At 58.6% G+C, this 17,772-nt stretch carries 15 protein-coding genes; 13 read left to right on the top strand and 2 right to left on the bottom strand.

What is annotated here, in order from left to right; all coding sequences use genetic code 11:
* Positions 1–15: 15 nt before the first annotated feature.
* The 7 genes from AD669_RS17570 (at position 16) to AD669_RS17540 (ending at position 9,215) form a co-directional block, all read left to right on the top strand.
* On the top strand, positions 16–2,244 hold the full coding sequence (locus AD669_RS17570; protein ID WP_053122037.1) for a polysaccharide biosynthesis tyrosine autokinase: 2,229 nt from the start codon (positions 16–18) through the stop codon (positions 2,242–2,244).
* Positions 2,245–2,284: 40 nt separating this feature from the next.
* Positions 2,285–3,367: a glycosyltransferase family 4 protein gene (locus AD669_RS17565; protein WP_053122031.1), complete on the top strand. Its 1,083-nt coding sequence runs from the start codon at positions 2,285–2,287 to the stop codon at positions 3,365–3,367.
* Positions 3,368–3,382: 15 nt separating this feature from the next.
* Complete coding sequence (locus AD669_RS17560; protein WP_053122029.1) at positions 3,383–4,495, top strand: polysaccharide pyruvyl transferase family protein; 1,113 nt, start codon at positions 3,383–3,385, stop codon at positions 4,493–4,495.
* Positions 4,492–5,724: a phosphoribosylaminoimidazole carboxylase gene (locus AD669_RS17555; RefSeq protein ID WP_053122027.1), complete on the top strand. Its 1,233-nt coding sequence runs from the start codon at positions 4,492–4,494 to the stop codon at positions 5,722–5,724. The genes AD669_RS17560 and AD669_RS17555 overlap by 4 nt, the downstream gene beginning before the upstream one ends.
* Positions 5,715–6,818, top strand: a complete 1,104-nt coding sequence (locus AD669_RS17550; protein WP_053122025.1) for a hypothetical protein — start codon at positions 5,715–5,717, stop codon at positions 6,816–6,818. The genes AD669_RS17555 and AD669_RS17550 overlap by 10 nt, the downstream gene beginning before the upstream one ends.
* Positions 6,819–6,830: 12 nt before the next feature.
* A complete protein-coding gene (locus AD669_RS17545) occupies positions 6,831–7,877 on the top strand; it encodes an acyltransferase family protein (protein WP_053122023.1) in 1,047 nt (348 codons plus the stop codon).
* Positions 7,878–8,084: 207 nt separating this feature from the next.
* Positions 8,085–9,215 carry a GDSL-type esterase/lipase family protein gene (locus AD669_RS17540; protein WP_053122021.1) on the top strand — a complete coding sequence of 377 codons (1,131 nt, stop codon included), beginning with the start codon at positions 8,085–8,087 and terminating at the stop codon, positions 9,213–9,215.
* 135 nt (positions 9,216–9,350) lie between these two features.
* On the opposite strand, the gene AD669_RS17535 is transcribed toward AD669_RS17540, so the two are convergent.
* Both AD669_RS17535 and galU read right to left on the bottom strand, forming a co-directional pair.
* Positions 9,351–9,761, bottom strand: coding sequence for a mannose-1-phosphate guanylyltransferase (locus AD669_RS17535; RefSeq protein ID WP_053122019.1), 411 nt, complete (start codon positions 9,759–9,761; stop codon positions 9,351–9,353).
* A gap of 35 nt (positions 9,762–9,796) precedes the next feature.
* Positions 9,797–10,630, bottom strand: a complete 834-nt coding sequence (gene galU / locus AD669_RS17530; protein WP_053122017.1) for a UTP--glucose-1-phosphate uridylyltransferase GalU — start codon at positions 10,628–10,630, stop codon at positions 9,797–9,799.
* 389 nt (positions 10,631–11,019) lie between these two features.
* Between galU and galE the strand changes: the two genes are divergently transcribed.
* The 6 genes from galE (at position 11,020) to AD669_RS17500 (ending at position 17,223) form a co-directional block, all read left to right on the top strand.
* The gene (gene galE / locus AD669_RS17525; protein ID WP_053122014.1) at positions 11,020–12,036 is read left to right on the top strand and encodes a UDP-glucose 4-epimerase GalE; all 1,017 of its coding nucleotides are present in this window, start codon (positions 11,020–11,022) and stop codon (positions 12,034–12,036) included.
* A gap of 233 nt (positions 12,037–12,269) precedes the next feature.
* Positions 12,270–12,506, top strand: coding sequence for a hypothetical protein (locus tag AD669_RS17520; RefSeq protein ID WP_007910552.1), 237 nt, complete (start codon positions 12,270–12,272; stop codon positions 12,504–12,506).
* A 144-nt stretch (positions 12,507–12,650) separates the two neighbouring features.
* Entirely contained in the window at positions 12,651–13,712 is a 1,062-nt protein-coding gene (locus AD669_RS17515; RefSeq protein WP_053122149.1) for a polysaccharide biosynthesis/export family protein, read from the top strand.
* A gap of 12 nt (positions 13,713–13,724) precedes the next feature.
* Complete coding sequence (locus tag AD669_RS17510) at positions 13,725–14,390, top strand: YjbF family lipoprotein (protein WP_053122012.1); 666 nt, start codon at positions 13,725–13,727, stop codon at positions 14,388–14,390.
* Positions 14,387–15,148, top strand: a complete 762-nt coding sequence (locus tag AD669_RS17505; RefSeq protein ID WP_053122008.1) for a capsule biosynthesis GfcC family protein — start codon at positions 14,387–14,389, stop codon at positions 15,146–15,148. Before AD669_RS17510 ends, AD669_RS17505 begins: the two co-directional genes overlap by 4 nt.
* Entirely contained in the window at positions 15,145–17,223 is a 2,079-nt protein-coding gene (locus tag AD669_RS17500) for a YjbH domain-containing protein (RefSeq protein WP_053122006.1), read from the top strand. Before AD669_RS17505 ends, AD669_RS17500 begins: the two co-directional genes overlap by 4 nt.
* Positions 17,224–17,772 lie beyond the last annotated feature (549 nt).

Raw genomic sequence — 17,772 nt, 5'->3', positions numbered from 1 at the left:
GGTAAGAACAGACTTATGCAGTTACCGTCCGTAATCGGCACCCGTGACAATGATCAAGACAGCATTGATCTGCTCGGCATCTTTGGCAGCCTGATCGATCAGAAATGGTTGATTGGCGCGCTCACCGGCGCGTTTATGGTCACCGGCATTGCCTATGCGGTTTTGGCCACGCCGGTGTATTCGGCGAACGCGCTGGTGCAGGTCGAACCGAAAAAGAACGACATGCTCGGTTTCTCCGACCTCAACAGCATGCTCGGCGGCCAATCGCCGTCGGTGACCGAGATCGGCATCATCAAATCCCGCGCAGTGATCGGCAAAACCGTCGACGACCTGCGCCTCGACATCGACGTCAGCCCCAACACCTTTCCGCTCATCGGCGGCTTTCTCGCCCGGCGTTATCGCGGCGAAACCGACACCAGCGTCGCCGCGCCGCGTTTCGGCCTGAACAGCTACGCCTGGGGCGGTGAGCGGCTGGAGTTTGCCCGGCTCAATCTGCCGAAAGAACTGCTCGGCAAAAAACTCACGCTGATCGCTGGCGAACAACATCGCTTCCAGTTGCTCGATGACAACGACAACCTGCTGGCCGAGGGCGCGATGGGCGAAGCCTTTGCGCAGGATGGCGTGGAAGGCTTGATCACTCAATTGCAGGCCAATCCCGGCACGCGTTTCGAAGTGGTGCGCAATCCGCGCATCGTGACGATTCAGGGTTATCAGGACGCGCTGGATATTTCCGAGCAAGGCAAAGAGTCGGGAATCATTCGTCTGGCCCTCGCCAGTGCCGACGCGCCTGAAGCGGTGAAGATTCTCAACAAGATTGCCTCGCTCTACGTCGAGCAAAACGTGCGCCGCACCTCGGCGGAAGCGGCGCAAAGTCTGGCCTTCCTGCAAAGTCAGTTGCCGCAGGTCAAACGTGATCTGGCCAAGGCCAGCGATGCGCTCAACGCCTATCAGACCCACGGCAAAACCGTGAACATTTCCCTGGAAACGCAATCGGTGCTCGGTCAGTCCGTGGCGCTGGAAACGCGGATTTCCGAGCTGAAAATGCAGCAGGCGGAAATGGATCGCAAGTTCACCAAACAGCACCCGGCCTACCGCGCGTTGATGAGCCAGATCGGTGAATTGACCCAGCAGCAGAAGTCGCTGGAAGGCAAAGTCCAGGACTTGCCGGCCACCCAGCAAGAACTGCTCAACCTGACCCGCGATGTCGAAGTCGCCTCGCAGATCTACACGCAGTTGCTCAACAAATCCCAGGAGCTGGACATCGTCCGTGCCGGTGCGGTGGGCAACGTGCGTCTAGTCGATACGGCGGACGTCGACCTGACCAGCCCGGTCAAACCGAAGAAAGCCTTGATCGTGTTGATCGCGACATTCTTCGGCGCCTTCGTCGGTGTGGCGCTGGTGCTGCTGCGCAAATCCCTGAGCCGTGGGCTGGAAGGCCCCGAAGCCATCGAGCAACTCGGTTTGCCGGTGTACGCGTCGATTCCCTACAGCGCGCTGCAACAGGAAGAGGACAACAAAAAGGGCCGCGCCCGCGATGGCGTCGACAAACCGGCGTACCTGTTGGCGCTGCGCAATCCGACCGATCTGTCGATCGAGTCGATCCGCAGCCTGCGCACTTGCCTGCACTTCGCCGGGCTCGATTCGACCAACAACCGCATCATGATTTCCGGGCCGAGCCCGCAAGTCGGCAAAACCTTCGTCTCGTCCAACCTCGCCGCAGTCATGGCCTTGAGCGGTCAGCGCGTGGTGCTGATCGATGCCGACATGCGCAAAGGGCATCTGCACAAAACCCTCAACACACCGATCAGCAACGGTTTGTCCGACCTGCTGGTGAAGCGCTGCAGCATCGATCAGGCGATCAACAAAGTTGAAGTCGACAACCTGCATTTCATCAGCCGTGGTCAGGTGCCACCGAATCCTTCCGAGCTGTTGATGCACGCGAACTTCCGCGAATTGCTCGCGCAACTCAGCGAGATGTACGACGTGGTGATCATTGATACGCCGCCGCTGCTGGCGGTGACCGATGCGGCGATTGTCGGCCGTGAAGCGGGCATCAGCCTGATCGTCACGCGCTTCGGGGTGAACCCGGCCAAAGAGATCGAGCTGACCATCCGCCGCTTCGCGCAGAACGGTATCGAGTTGAAAGGCGCGGTGTTCAACGGCGTCGAGAAGCGTGCCGCGAGCTACTACGGCAACGGCGGCTACGGCTATTACAACTACGAATACGCGTCCGACAAATCCTGAGTTTTGGCGATTGTCCTTTCCTGTTTGAAGTGGGTGAGTTGTGAAAAAAATACTGCACGTGGCAGAGACGATCAAAGGTGGCGTCGCAACCGTTATTCGGACGATTTCGGCGTCGCCGGAAGGCGATGCGGCCGACTATGAGTTGGTGTATCTGGTGCCGGAGGATCAGGCCAAAGAACTGCACGGCATCGGCGCGCAACAGATCCGCACCTTCCCGCGTACCGGGCGCAATGTGCCGTCGTTGCTGCGTTTCGCCTGGCGTCTGACGCAAGTGCTGCTCAAGGAAAAACCCGATGTGGTGCATTTGCACAGCACCTTTTCCGGGGTGATTGGCCGCTGCGTCTGCGTGCTGTTGCGTCCGTGGCGCAAGCCGAAAATCGTCTACTGCCCGCACGCGTTTTCGTTCCTGATGGAAAGCTCGCCGATCAAGCAAAAGGTCTATGCGTGGATCGAGCGCGTGCTGCAAAAAGTCACCGACGTGATCATTTGCGTCAGTCAGTACGAACTCGATAAAGCCGCGCGCTTCGGCATCGAGCGCAAACGCATGAAGCTGATCTACAACGGCATTCATCACAAGGACGACGCGCCGAAAGCCGCGAGCCCCGAGCCGATTCATCTGCTGTTTGTCGGCCGTCTCGATTACCAGAAAGGCTTCGACGTGCTGCTCAAGGCCTTCGCCAATGTGCAGCGCAATGACCTGAAACTGACGGTGGTCGGCAGCGCGGTTAACGAAGATTCGGTGGAGTGTCCGCCGATGGATTCGGTCGAATACCTGCCGTGGGTCACGCCGAGCGAAGTGCAGGCGCTGTACCAGAAAGCCGATGCGCTGATTGTGCCGAGTCGCTGGGAAGGTTTCGCCATGGTGCCGCTGGAAGGCATGGCCATGGGGCTACCGGTGATCGCCAGCAATTGCACCTCGCTGCCGGAACTGGTCACGCACGGCGTGTCTGGCTACGTGTTTCCGTCCGGTGATCACCAGGCGCTGGCCGATGTGCTGGCGCAAATCCAGAAGCCGCGCTTGCTCGATCTCGGTAGCGAAGGGCGCAGCATCGTCCGCGAGCGTTTCAGCGCCGCGTTGATGATTCGCCAGACCTACGACCTGTATCGCGCTCCCACTTTTTAAGTAGAACTCAAGCATATGAACGTAACGATTTTGCATGGCTACAGTGCGTCCAACTCCGGTGACGGCCTGCTCGTCGATCTGGCCATTGCCTTGGTGCAGCGCAACTTTGGCGACGACACCGCGATCAGCGTGGTCGCCTCCGATCCGGATTCTTTCAGCTATCTGCCGCACCCGCGTTTCGACGCGCCGGTCATGGCGGCCAAGGGTCTGGGCCGGGTCAAGCAAGCGGTGTTCCTCAATCAGTCCTACGCCGGGTTGGCGGATCTGCTGCAGAAAACCGATCTGATCGTCGGCGTTGGCGGCGGCTACATGCGCTCGAAAAGCGCTTTCGAACACATCAAGTTGAAGCTCGGCCACGCCAAGCAACTGGAAACCGCGATCCTCAGCAAAGTGCCGTCGGTGTACCTGCCGCAAAGCATCGGCCCGTTCCATGGCGAGAGCAGCAAAATCGTCGAGCACTACGCCAATGCCGATGCGGTGTTCGTGCGTGACAACCGTTCCTCGGCGATTTTCGACGCTTGCGAAAACGTCTACCGCGCGCCGGATCTGGCGGTGCAATCGCTGGCGAGCAAGATCCTTCAGCAACCGAAATTCACCCGTTGCGCCGCATCGCCAGCCACGGTGTGCGTAGTGCTGCGCAAACCGCCGGAGTGGAGCAAGGACAAGAAGGTCGCCTACGTCGCCAATCTGAAGCTGCTGCTGCAACGCCTGAAGCAAAAAAGCAAAGTGGTCTGCGCCGTGCAGAGCGCCGTTCGCGGCAACGATGACGGTGCGTTCTATCGCGAGCTGGGCATCAATGAAGACCTGCTGTCGTTGAAGGCGACCATCGCCAAATATCAGCCGGATCTGGTGATCTCTGTGCGCCTGCACGGCGCGATCGAATCGCTGCTGTCCGGCGTGCCGGCGTACCACATCAGCTATGAGCGCAAAGGCTTCGGCGCCTATCAGGACATGGGCGTCGAGGACTGGGTGATCAATGGCGGCGACATCGAAGTCGACACCATCATCAACACGGTTTACGCGCCAAATGCGCTGTCGAATTTCGGCCAGCGCCTGACCGATACCTGCCGTGAAATCGAAGCGAAAACCGTGGCCATGGACGAAATCATCAAGGGTGTCGTTCGATGATATTTCGGCTACTGCTTCGCGGCGGAGCTTTGGGCGCGAAGTTTTTGCTGGTGTTGGCGATCACCCATTACCTCGGTTATGAGGCGCTGGGTTTTTACGGTGTGGTGGTCGCCGCGTCGTTGATCGCCTCGAAGTTTTACAGCGTCGGTTTCAGTTCCGAGATCAATCGCTTGATCAGCGTGGGCGGCAGTTCGCGCTGCGTGGTCGACAAGGTTTTGCTGTTGTACCTGGCGGTGGGACTGGTGCTGTCGGTGGTGACGGTGCTGATTTATTCACTGTTCCAGACCGTTGAAGCGACGGCGACGCTGATCCTCTGCGTGACCCTGGTTTTGCTCACCGAGCACCTGTCGTTCGAGATCAACTCGTTCGTGTTTTCCGCACAAAAAGCCACGGCCGGCGCATTGCTTTTCTTCATCAAGACCGGTCTGTGGGCGGTGTTGGCGGTGGGCGGGATGATGCTCGGCTGGGTGTCGGGGATCGCCAGTGTGTTGTGGTTGTGGGTCGCGGCGAATGTGCTGGTGATTGTCGCCGGATACTTGATTGTGGTGAACGTGCACAAGGGCCGCGAGAGCTCGACGCTGGCGACGGGCGCTGTGTGGAAGGCCGGGTTGCCGTTCTACCTCGGTACCGGTTTGATCGCGCTGAGTCAGTACGCCGAGCGGTTCCTGATTATCGATCTGGAGCCCTACGCCAGCCTCGGCAAATATGTGTACGCGTGGTCGGCGGCTAACACGTTGCAAGCCTTGTCGTATGCGGTGGTCGCGGTGGTTGGCATTCCGGTGTTGGCCAAGCGGTTTCAGGCCGATCAGCAGGCGTTTACGGTCAAGCAGTTGTTCGTCAACAAATGGGTGATGCGTTCGCTGGTGGTGTCGGCGGCGGTGGCGGTGGCGATTTATCTGTTCTTCAACGTGGTGCTCGATTACGTCGCCACCAGCGTGCCGCGTCCGGACAATGCGATTCTTGGCGTATTGATCTTCTCCTTCGCCTTGCGGGCGATTGGCGACATCGTCTGGGGCGGTTTGATTGCCTCGAAAAACAGCCGCGTCTCGCTTGCCAGCGCGGCGATCTGCCTGCTGGTTTCGGTGCCGGTCAGCTATGTGTTGATCAAGCACTATTCGATTTATGGCGCGGCGTGGGGCAATGTTTTCGCGATCATCGTGCAGCTCGGCGTTATTGCCGTTTTGACGCGCGTGACCACTGCGAAAAAGGCTGCCGTGTCATGGGCCTGAAGCTGCCGTGCATCGAGTTTCGCGGCAAGCGACTCGATTCGTATGTGTCGTTCCTGATTCTGTTCACCGGGTTGTTTTTGTCAGTGGCCATGCCGCTGTTGATCCCCCGTGATCCGGGGCCCGATGCGATGACCTTGTGGTCGTCCTACGCGCGCGCCGACAACTGCAATTTCTGGAACCCGTTCTCGCCCGATCGCTCGTCCTACGAGTGTTCGGCGTTCCTGCTGCGGCCCACCGGGATCAACCTGACCAATGCCTGGGCCTACGGCATGTTCTGCAATTTCTTCCTCACGGCGATTCCGGTGGTGGTGTTTCGGCGCATGCCGTTGGCGATCTTCGGCACCTTGTGTCTGTGGGGCATCGTCCGCTCGTTTTTCCTTGAGAACCTGACCAAGGAAATCATTGTGTCGGTGGCGGTGTTGAGCATTTTGCTCAGCTCGTTGACGCGTAAATATCGCGGTGGTTTTTTCCTGTCAGCAGTGATTTACGGCGTGCTGATCCGCCCGTACTGGATTCTGTTTTCACTGTCGTGGGTCGGTGTTTGCGTGATGAAAAAGTACGTATCACGCACGACGTTCTTTCTGATGTTGTTCCTGTTCTACCTGGCGGTGGCCATGGCGATTCAACTGGCGCTGGGCTTCCCGGTGTCGTCGATTCGCGCCAGCAACAACGAACTGCGCACGGCGGGCGAGGAGGGCTCGAAGTCGCTGATCGTCTCGTGGCTGACCGGTAGCGACTTCGTTTCGCAGGCGCTGGACTCGATGATCATCTTCTTCCGTTTGTCGTTCCCGGTGGAGCTGATTCTGCTGTCCGGGCCGGGGCAGGTGATCTTCGTGGCGTTGATGATCATGACCGCGCTGCTGCTGTTCAAAGTCATCACTTCGACCGATTACAAAGGCGCGCCGATCCAGACCAAACCCAAGGAACTGATCGCGATTCCGCTGGCGTTTCTGTTGGTGCAGGGTTTGTTCGAGCCGGACTTCGGCTCCTTCGCCCGACACTTTTCGATGGTGGTGCCGGTGTTGTTCGTCGGCCTCGGTTTGATGCTGCGGGCGAACAAGCCGGTGCAGGTTGAATCAAGAATTCTGAATTGAGGCAGGTGCTTTATGTCGAGCAAGAAAAAGTCCCTGGAGATTGAAACCCTGCGCGGTCTGGCGTGCCTGCTGCTGGTGCTTTACCACGTCATCGGGCCGTTGGGCGGCGGGTTGAAGATCGATATCGGCTCGCCGTTCCGGGTGATCGCCGATTCGATGGTGTACGTGCGCATGCCGCTGTTCACCTTTATTTCCGGGTATATCTATTCGATCTACAAAATCCGTGGCAACGACTTTTCCGCGTTTTTCAGCGGCAAGGTGCGGCGTTTGATCGTGCCGCTGTTTTGCGTCGGTGTACCGTTTTCGGTGCTGCAAGCGGTGGGGCCGGGGGTGAACAAGGACGTCGGCGTGATCGACGCGTTGCTGTCGTTCTGGGTGCCGATCAACCACTTCTGGTTTTTGCAGGCGGTGTTCATCATTTTCATGTTCGTCGGGTTGTTGGAATGGCGCGGGATGCTGCGCTCGGCGACGCGCTTGTATGGGTTGTTCGCGTTTGCGGCGCTGTTGTTTTTGCTGCCGCCGTTCAAACTCGATGCGTTCGGGATTAACGGTGCGATCTACCTGCTGCCGTTTTTTGTTGCGGGGATGATCGGGCAGGAGAATGTCGAGGCGCTGAAGCAACGGTTCGCGATGATCGGGCCGGTGGTGTTTGTGCTGATTTCGCTGACGTTGCTGTATGTGGCGGCGCTGGATCGTGAGTTGATTGTTGATCGCCGTAGCTTGATCGGTTTGACGGTGGGGTGTGTGTCTTGCTTTGCGTTGTTGTCGAGTGGCATGCGCTCGAAGGCGTTGACGTGGTTGGGTGGGTATTCGTATGCGATTTTTCTGTTTCATGTGCTGTTTGCGGCGACGTCGCGGGTGGTGCTGGGGCGGTTGGGTGTGAAGGATGAGAGCTTGTTGGTACTGGGTGGGTTGAGCGTTGGGCTGCTGGGGCCGGTGGTGTTGTCGATGGTGTTCAGCCGGTTTAATTTCACCTCGGTGCTGTTTCTTGGTGAGCGTGCGGCGGTGAAGAAACCTGCGGCGGTCATTGCCCCGGTGGTGCCGGTTCAGAATAGCTAAGAGCTTCGCGAGCAGGCTCGCTCCCACAGTGGATATCGAGATCTCCTGTAGGAGCTGCGGCACGCTGCGATCTTTTGATCTTTAGAAGCAACAGCAAAAGATCGCAGCGTGCCGCAGCTCCTACAGGGGGATTTGGGTATGACGCCGATCCAGTGTGGGAGCGGGCTTGCTCGCGAAGGGGCCCTTACGGACGGAAGGAAATTTTGCATGTTGGCAGTGAATGACGCTCAACCCGTTGCAGCGTCGGTGGTTGAGGTGGGTGATGCACGTGAGCGGTTTGCCCAGTGGCGTGAGGGCAAGGCGGGCAAGGTGTTGTCGGTCTCGGTGATCGGCGACAGTTACAGCGCCGGCCAGGATTTCTATCTGAACAAACTGGTGCAGCGCGTGGCCGGTGAAGTAGGTTTTGCCGGGCCCGGCTATATCGGCTTCAACCATGGCGCCGCGCTCGGCGGCACGCATTTCAAATACACCCGCAGCAGTGAAAAATACTTCGGCGGGGACTGGACGGTTTCAGGTCTGGGCCAGGCGAGTCCGGACAGCCGCACGGTGAAGGGCCGGCCAGGGGCATGGCTGCAAGTCGACGCCAGCCCGACACCCGCGATCAACACCGCCGTCAATCAGGCTAAATTGCTTTACCTGGGCAATGGCGAACCTGCCGAGATCCGCTATCGCTGGTCACCCTCAGACGATTGGCAGCCGATGACGTTGGCAGGTTCTGGCGTTCAGGAAGCAACCCTCTCGGGCCTTTCGGCAGCAGCGGACTGGTCGTTCAAACTGGAAGTTACCAAAGGCACGCCAACCCTGTTCGGCCTGTGGATGAGCAACGATCAGAACGGCGTGCGCGTCTCGAAACTCGCAGCGTCCGGCGCTGCATCCGCTGACTTCTATCACAACGATGCGCAATGGCAGACCCAGTGGAAAGCCGCCGTGTCGAAGATCCCTGCCGATGTTTACCTGATCATGCTCGGTGGCAACGATCAGGGCTTTGGCGTCAAACCCGCGCAGTATCTGCAGAACGTTCAAGGTCTGGTGGGCATGCTCCGCGAGATTCAACCGGCGGCGAGTATCAACCTGATCATGCGTCAGGACACCACGCGTTCGAGCGCTTATCCGATGTCGGCGTATGCGCAGGTGCTTGAGCCTTGGGCGCGGGAGCAGCGTCTGGGTTACGCCAACCTGCAATGCGCGTTTGGCCCGGACGTGAAGCGCTACGCTGCTGCGATGATCGGCCCGGACAAGATTCATCCGCTGCCGGCAACGGGCGGGAAGGTGATTGCAGATTACTTCTACGGCTGGATCACTGGCGCCAACAATCGCTGCGATGCCGCTCCACAATGATCGTTCCCACGCTCTGCGTGGGAATGCATCCTGTGACGCTCCGCGTCATCCGGCGTAGGGACGCGGAGCGTCCCGGGCGGCATTCCCACGCGGAGCGTGGGAACGATCAGCACGCAGAGCGTGGGAACGATCAGGTCAGTCTTGCGTGAAGGCGTCGACTTGTTCGAGCAATTCCGCAAGCTTCTGCGGCATCAGCCGCGCATCACAACGGGTTTCCACGTTGATGATGATCGCCGGGTCGTTGCAGCAAATCCGCACGCGGAAGCGCCAGTCGCTGAAGATCACTTTCAGCCCATCACTGTCATCCATCTCCAGCGCCTGCTCGCCATAGCGCTTCTTCAAATGCGCAAGCAGCGGATACGGATCGCGCAGCGGCCGGCGGATATCCCCGGACGCCGGGAACACGCCAATCCGCTCCACCAGCAAAATCGTGCCCAGCCAGGTTTCGTTGGCGCTGGGCAACGGCTGATGGCGTGACAACCAACTCATCACCCCGAGGTTGCCCACCTCGCGTTCAATCTCTACGGAATGTTGTGCAATGTTCATGGTGGCCTGCCTGAAATGAAAAGGAGGGAGCCGTCTCAGCGGCCCTTGAGGTAGACGTTTTCGTAGCAGAAATTGGTCGCCTGCAAGTAACCCTCGGCGTCGCCGCAGTCGAAGCGCATCCCTTTGAATTTGTAGGCCAGTACGCAGCCGTTCTGCGCCTGTTTCATCAACGCGTCGGTGATCTGGATTTCGCCGCCCTTGCCCGGTTCGGTATCGGCGATCAGGTCGAAAATATCCGGCGTGAGGATGTAGCGACCGATGATCGCCAGGTTCGACGGTGCGTCTTGCGGCGCCGGTTTTTCCACCATGTTGTTGACGCGGTAGATGCCGTCGGAAATCAGCTCGCCGGCGATGACGCCGTACTTGTGGGTCTGGTCGGCCGGGACTTCCTGAATCGCGACGATCGAGCAGCGGAATTTCTTGTACAGCTGAATCATCTGCGTCAGCACGCCGTCGCCTTCAAGGTTCAGGCACAGGTCGTCGGCCAGTACCACGGCGAATGGCTCGTCGCCAATCAACGGGCGGCCGCTGAGGATCGCGTGGCCGAGGCCCTTCATTTCCACCTGACGGGTGTAGGAGAAGGTGCAGGTGTCGATCAGCTCGCGAGTGCCGGCCAGAAACTTCTCTTTCTCGGTGCCGCGAATCTGGTGTTCGAGTTCGTAGCTGATATCGAAATGGTCTTCCAGCGCACGCTTGCCCCGGCCGGTGACGATGGCCATGTGTTGCAGGCCAGCGTCCCGTGCTTCTTCAACGGCGTATTCGATCAACGGCTTGTTGACGATCGGCAGCATCTCTTTCGGCATGGCTTTGGTGGCCGGCAAGAAACGCGTGCCGTAGCCGGCAGCGGGGAACAAACATTTACGAATCATAAAAGTATCCTGGACAGTCATGGAACACAGGCGACGCATGCAGGCCATAACTTCGGTCTGCAAGTTTCAATGATGATTGAAGGCTTACTTTAATACCTGAGTCAGGTTATTAATGGCAATTGTTCATGGGGATAAAAGCCGACAATGTTATGAGATGTCGGTGAGTGCTTGATTAGTTATTTTTAGTCGGTATCTGTTGATAGTGATTCGTGCACTTGCAGTGCTAATAAGTAGCGGGCAATACAGTGTGACCTGCAAAAATATTTATTGCCAGTCATTGAACTAGTTTTGTTTTCGGTTGTTGTCGTTCGTTTGTGTGGATTGCGACACATATCCATGCAGTCGGGCTTGACACGCTACTTGGCATTTATCAAATGACGGATCGCGCCATGAAGATTCTCGTGACCGGCGGTGCCGGCTATATCGGTTCGCATACCACACTTGCGTTGCTGGAAGCAGGTTATGAAGTTGTTGTGCTGGATAATCTTTGCAACAGCAGCGATGCGGCGTTGCATGCCGTAGAAGCCATCTGCGGCAAGAGTGCCTGGATGATTCGCGGCGATGTCTGTGATCGGGCCTTGCTCGACCGGATTTTCCGCGAACACAACATTGAGGCCGTGCTGCATTTCGCCGGTCTCAAGGCTGTCGGCGAAAGCGTGCGCAAGCCGCTGGAGTATTACGAAACCAACGTCAGCGGCAGCATCACGCTGTGTCAGGCGATGGCGGCGGCGGGGGTGTTTCGTCTGGTGTTCAGTTCGTCCGCCACGGTGTACGGCGAACCCGAGCAAATGCCCATTCGCGAAGATTTTCCTACCGGCAATCCGACCAATCCCTACGGCCAGTCCAAGCTGATCGTCGAGAACGTGTTGCGCGACCTCAGCCAGGCCGAACCGCGCTGGAGCATCGCTTTGCTGCGCTACTTCAACCCGATCGGCGCCCACGACAGCGGGCAGATGGGCGAAGACCCCAACGGTATCCCCAACAATCTGGTGCCTTACATCAGTCAGGTCGCGGTCGGCAGCCTTCAAGAGCTGTCGATTTTCGGTAACGACTACCCGACGATCGACGGCACCGGGGTGCGCGATTACATCCACGTCGTTGATCTGGCCGATGGGCATTTGAAAGCATTGCAATCGATTGCCGGACGCACTGGCATTCATACCTGGAACCTCGGCACCGGCGACGGCTACAGCGTCCTTCAAGTGCTACATGCCTTCGAACAGGCCTGCGGGCAACCGGTGCCGTACCGGATGATGCCGCGTCGTTCCGGCGATATTGCCGAGAGTTGGGCCGACGCCTCCAAGGCTGCCAAAGAACTTGGCTGGAAAGCCACGCGCAGTTTGCAGGACATGGTCACCGACACCTGGCGCTGGCAATCCACGCATCCCAATGGTTACTTGGGATGATGGCCATTTAAAGTCCAATGTTATTTTCAGTCAGGTTGTTAGATTCCGTCGGGAAATTACACTGGCAATGCCTTTTGCAAGTCCGTAGATATAAACCTGCCGTTCGACTTTTATCAGTTGGGTAAGACTGTGAAAGAACAACGGATCTTGTTCGCGCTATTTGCGGGCTTGAACGCTACCACCTCTAACACACGCCGGTTTTTTAACAGGCTGAATGTTAGAAAGGAGTTGTTATGAAAAAAGTGATGGCAGTTGCCCTGTTGACGATGTTGAGCAACTGGGCTGCCGCCGCTGAAGCACCGCTTACTGCGGTGACCAATGTAGGTGGCAACGTGGCGGCTTCTCAAGCGCCGGCAGCCAGCACTGCAATGGTCGCCAGTGCAGTCGCGGCGTCTAACAGCGGTGGCAGTGCCAACGGCGGTACCACCGGTACAACGGGTACCACCGGTACAACCGGCACGCATAACTAACAGGAAGTTCTGTTAGTGCAGTACAAGGTCGCCCGACGTGAGTCGGGTGACTTTGTTTTTGGATTCGCCCTTGAATAGCGTAGTGCCATTATGATTCGTAGTGTTTATCTTTTAATGTTGGCAAGTCTCGCTTTGCAAGGTTGCATGTTTTCCCCCGGTCAATACCTGAGCACCCAGGACATCACGCGTCAGGGCGCCAGTGAAAGCAGCCGGGTCGAGCTGATTCCGATCACGCCCAAGCTGATTGCCATGAACCGCGCCACGCAGAAACGTGAGTCGCTGCCGGCAGAGTTGTTGGCGACGCCCGCGGAATACCGCATCGGCAACAACGACGTGCTGTACATCACCGTGTGGGATCACCCGGAACTGACCGCACCCTCCGGCGCGCAACAACAGATCGATGCCAACGGCCGCCTGGTGCGCTCCGATGGCACGCTGTACTACCCGTTTATCAAGGAAGTTCAGGCCACCGGCCGGACTATCCAGCAACTGCGCTCGGACATCGAACAACGGCTGTCGGCGTTCATCGCCGAGCCGCAGGTCGATGTCGCGGTGTTGCGTTTCGCCAGCCAGAAAGTCGTGGTCACCGGTGCCGTCACCAAGGCTGGCCCACAAGCGATTTCCACCAACCCGCTGAGCGTGGTCGAAGCGCTGGGCACTGCCGGCATCGACACCAACAATGCCGACTTGTCCGGGCTGCTGCTCAACCGCAAGGGCCGGGTGTATCCGCTCAATCTGGATTCGCTCAACCAAGCGGATTCCGAGTTGCAGAACGTCTACCTCAAGGGCGGCGATCAGCTGTATCTGCCGTACAACGACAACAAGCGCATCTACGTGATGGGTGAAGTCAATCAGCCACGCGCGTTGAGCTTCAAGACCGCGACGATGAACCTTTCCGACGTGCTCGGTTCGGTCGGCGGCTTGAGCCAGACCACCTCCAACGGCAACGCGGTGTACGTCATTCGCGGCGTGGAAAACCTCGATGTCGAGCCGGCAAAAATCTATCAACTCGAAGCCGAATCGCCGACCGCCATGGCGCTCGCTTCGCACTTCGAAGTACGTCCTCAGGACGTCGTGTATGTCGGCCCTGCCAACGTGACTCGCTGGAACCGTCTGATCAGCCAACTGGTGCCGTCGGCATCGATTGTCGGCACCGGCGCTTCCGCTGCGAAGAACTGGAGCGAATACAGCAACAACAGCAAATAAGGCCGCCCGTCCGTGAAAATATTGAAAATCGGCGTCTGCCTGATGGCGGCCGCGTTGCTGTGCGGCTGTAACCCGCTGATGAGCGCGTCGCTGAACAACTTGAAGGCCGCGGTCGTCGGCCCGGATGAAGTCGAGGTGACGCCCGCCGAAGTGGCCGGGGTCAATTACCCGCAACTCAAACTGACCACGCCGTCCGGCTCCGGCGTTTTGGCGCTGGTGCGCGAGCGCGAGGATCTGCAATTTTGGGTCGCTTCCGGCAAACAAGTGTTGTTGCTGCGCGATGGCCTCGCTGTGCGCAGCATTGGCCTTGGCCTCGAAGGCGATCTCGATGGCACACGCCTGGCTGACAACTCGCCGTTCAAACGAGGCCTGCATCAAGTGCCGGATGGTTTCACCACGCGGCGCTGGATCGATCTCTACAAGGGCCAGGAAGTGGGGGTGATCGTCAACAGTCGCTTCACCCGCCGCACCACTGAAACCCTGACCATTCTGGACAAGGACTACGCCGTGCTGCGTGTCGACGAGCAGATCGACGCTCCGGCGATCGGGCTGAGTGCGACCAACCGTTATTGGGTCGATCCGCGTGACGGTTTCATCGTGCAGAGCGAGCAGCAACTCACTTCGCAACTGCGTGTGAAGCTCGTGCAACTGACCCCTGATCGCAGGCATTTGCCGTGAAGCGCCTGAGGGTTTTTTCCGCTTTTTTGCTGTTGGTCGCAGGTGCGAGTCAGGCCGCCGTCATTGTCAGCGGCGATGTCGCCAACCCGGGCCCGGTCGAGTTGCCGGCGGGTGGGCGTTTGCTCGATGTGATCAGCGTTGCCGTACCGAATGCCGAAGGTTATTGGCTGGCGGGCGGCTTGCTGCGCCAATCGCTGATTGAGCAACAGACGCGGCTGAAGGTCGGCGTGCTGTTTGATCTGGATGTGCTGCGGCGCATGGCGTTGCTTTTCGACAGACCGAGCCGGGCGGCGCTGGCGCAGCGTGTTGCCGACGAGGTTCGGCAGATGCCGGTGACCGGGCGGCAGATTGCCGATCTCGATCCGGTGGCGCTGGAAGTCGGCTTCGCGCGCAACATTCGTCTCGACGATGGCGATCGGCTGATCTACCCGACACGCGTCGATGAGGTGGAAGTGGTCGGTGCTGTCGACGCGCCGTGTCACCTGCCGTATCAGCCGTTGCAGGAAGCTCGCGAGTACCTGCAAGGCTGCGCGATTTCCAGCGATGCCGAGGCCGATTATCTGTGGCTGATCCAGCCCAACGGCGCTTCGCAGCGCGTCGGTATTGCGCATTGGAATCGCGAGTCCGGGCACTTTCCCGTGGCCGGCAGCAAGATTCTGGTGCCGCTGAAAAATGATGATCTTGATCCGCCTATCCCTGAGCTGAATCAGCAGTTGGCCGAATTTATTGCCACGCAGCTGGCCGAGGTGGTTCGTTGAAGTTACGTTTTGCAGCTGTGTTGTTATTGCCCTGTGGTCTGGCTCATGCAGAGCCGCGCATTACCCAGAATGACTTCGGCGGCGCCGGTCTGTGGCAGACGCCGACCGCACGCATGGCCCCGGCCGGCGAGTTGAGCGTCAACGCCAACCGCACCGATCCGTACAGCCGCTACAGCGTTTCGTTGCAGCCGCTGGACTGGCTCGAAGGCTCGTTTCGCTACACCGCGATCACCAACCGGCCGTACGGCTCTGAGGCCCTCAGCGGCAGCCAAAGCTATAAGGATAAGGCGGTCGACGCCAAAGTCCGGCTATGGCAGGAGAGCCACTGGGCGCCGGAAGTGGCGTTGGGCTTCCGAGATATCGGCGGTACCGGTTTGTTCTCCAGTGAGTTTTTCGTCGCCAACAAACGCTTCGACAATTTTGATTTCAGCGCCGGCATCGCCTGGGGTTACATCGGTAATCGCGGCGACTTCGACAACCCGTTGGGCTTCGCCAGTGATCGCTTCAAAACCCGTCCAGAAACCGAAGGCACCGGTGACGTCAACGCGGGTTCGTATTTCCGTGGCCGGCCTTCGCTGTTCGGCGGTGTGAGCTATCAGACGCCGTGGGATCGTCTCAGCCTGAAGCTCGAATACGAAGGCAACGACTATAAAAACGAGCCGAAGGACAACGAGATCAAACAGGACTCGCCGATCAACCTCGGCGCAGTGTTCAAAGTCACGGATTCGATCGACCTCAGCGCGGCGTGGGAGCGCGGTAATACGGCGATGTTTGGCGTGACTTTTCACACCAATTTCGTCAGCCGCAAAGCGCCGGCGAAGACCTACGACCCGACCCCGGAACCGCTGCCGGCTAAGGCACCGACCACGTCGATGGAGCAGGTTGACTGGGCCAACGTCTCGCAGCGTTTGCAGCAGAATGCCGGCTATAAAGTCGAGCGCATTGCCCAGCGCGATTCCGAGCTGATCGTGTATGGCGAGCAGCAGCGATACTTCCATTCGTCCAAGGCAGTCGGGCGTGCGAGCCGGATTCTCGATAACAGCGTCAACGACGACATCGACTGGTTCACCGTGGTCAACAAGCGCTACGACCTGCCCCTGGAAGAAACCAGCGTGCCGCGCCAGACCTTCCGCGAAGTGATCAACAATGAGGAACCGCTGCAGTCGCTGCACCGCACCACCGAGATCAACCCGGCGATGCCACACAACGAAAAAACCCTCTACACCGAAGCGCCGCAGCATTTCAGTTACGGCGTCGGTCTGGGCTTCAAACAGAACGTCGGCGGCCCGGATGGTTTGCTCTATCAATTCAGTGCCGATGCCGACGCCGAATATCGCTTCAATCGCAACACTTGGTGGAGCGGTTTGCTTAGCGCCAATCTGGCGAACAACTTCGACAAATTCACCTACGACGCACCGAGCGGATTACCCCGTGTGCGCACGGATTTGCGGCAGTACCTGACCACCTCCGATGTGACCATGCCGCTGTTCCAGGTCAGCCACGCCGAGCAGTTGGATAAAGACCTCTACGGCATGGTGTACGGCGGTTATCTGGAGTCGATGTTTGCCGGTGTGGGCGGGGAGGTGTTGTTCCGCCCGACCGGTGAACGCTGGTCGGTGGGCGCGGATCTGAACTGGGTGCGCCAGCGTGATTTTGATCAGGGTTTGGGTTTGCGTGATTACTCGGTGGTGACCGGGCATATCACTGGGTATACGGATCTGCCGTTTGATACGTTAGCGGCCGTCAGTGTGGGTCGTTATCTGGCGGGGGATTGGGGCGGTACGGTGGATATCTCGCGAGAGTTTTTCAACGGCGTGCGCTTTGGTGCGTGGGCGACGATCACCACGGCCAACAGCGCCGAATACGGTGAAGGTAGCTTCGACAAAGGCCTGTACCTGTCGATCCCGTTCGACGAAATGATGAGCATGTCGACCATGCGCCGCGCCAACCTGGTGTGGGCCCCGCTGACCCGAGACGGTGGCGCCAGACTGAGCCGCAGCTTCCAACTGCACTCGATGACGGATAGCCGGGAAGGGGACATGTTCTATCGCAACTTCGAGAAAATCACCGAGTAACCCGTGATCTTTGTAGGAGCAGAGTTTGCTCGCGAAGGCGTCGGCACATCCAGCACCGATGTTGCCTGACCCACCGCTTTCGCGAGCAGGCTCACTCCTACACTGATCTGTGGCATTCCCACTATCCAGTGATCAACACGAATCCCCTGTAGGAGCCGAGCTTGCTCGCGAAGGCGTCGGCACATCCAGCACCGATGTTGCCTGACCCACCGCTTTCGCGAGCAGGCTCACTCCTACACTGATCTGTGGTATTCCCACTATCCCGTGATCAACACAAATCCCCTGTAGGAGCCGAGCTTGCTCGCGAAGGCGTCGGCACATCCAGCACCGATGTTGCCTGACCCACCGCTTTCGCGAGCAAGCTCTGCTCCTACAATGATTTGTGGCATTCCCACTATCCAGTGATCAACACAAACCCCCTGTAGGAGTGAGCCTGCTCGCGAAAGCGGCGGTACATTCAACATTGATGTTGCCTGACCCACCGCTTTCGCGAGCAAGCTCTGCTCCTACAATGATTTGTGGCATTCCCACTATCCAGTGATCAACACA

Origin of the sequence: Pseudomonas sp. P1.31, assembly GCF_001269815.1 — a bacterium.
Classification (GTDB): domain Bacteria; phylum Pseudomonadota; class Gammaproteobacteria; order Pseudomonadales; family Pseudomonadaceae; genus Aquipseudomonas; species Aquipseudomonas rustica.
Note: the sequence above shows the minus strand (reverse complement) of the source record. Positions and strands in the feature narration are given on the sequence as shown.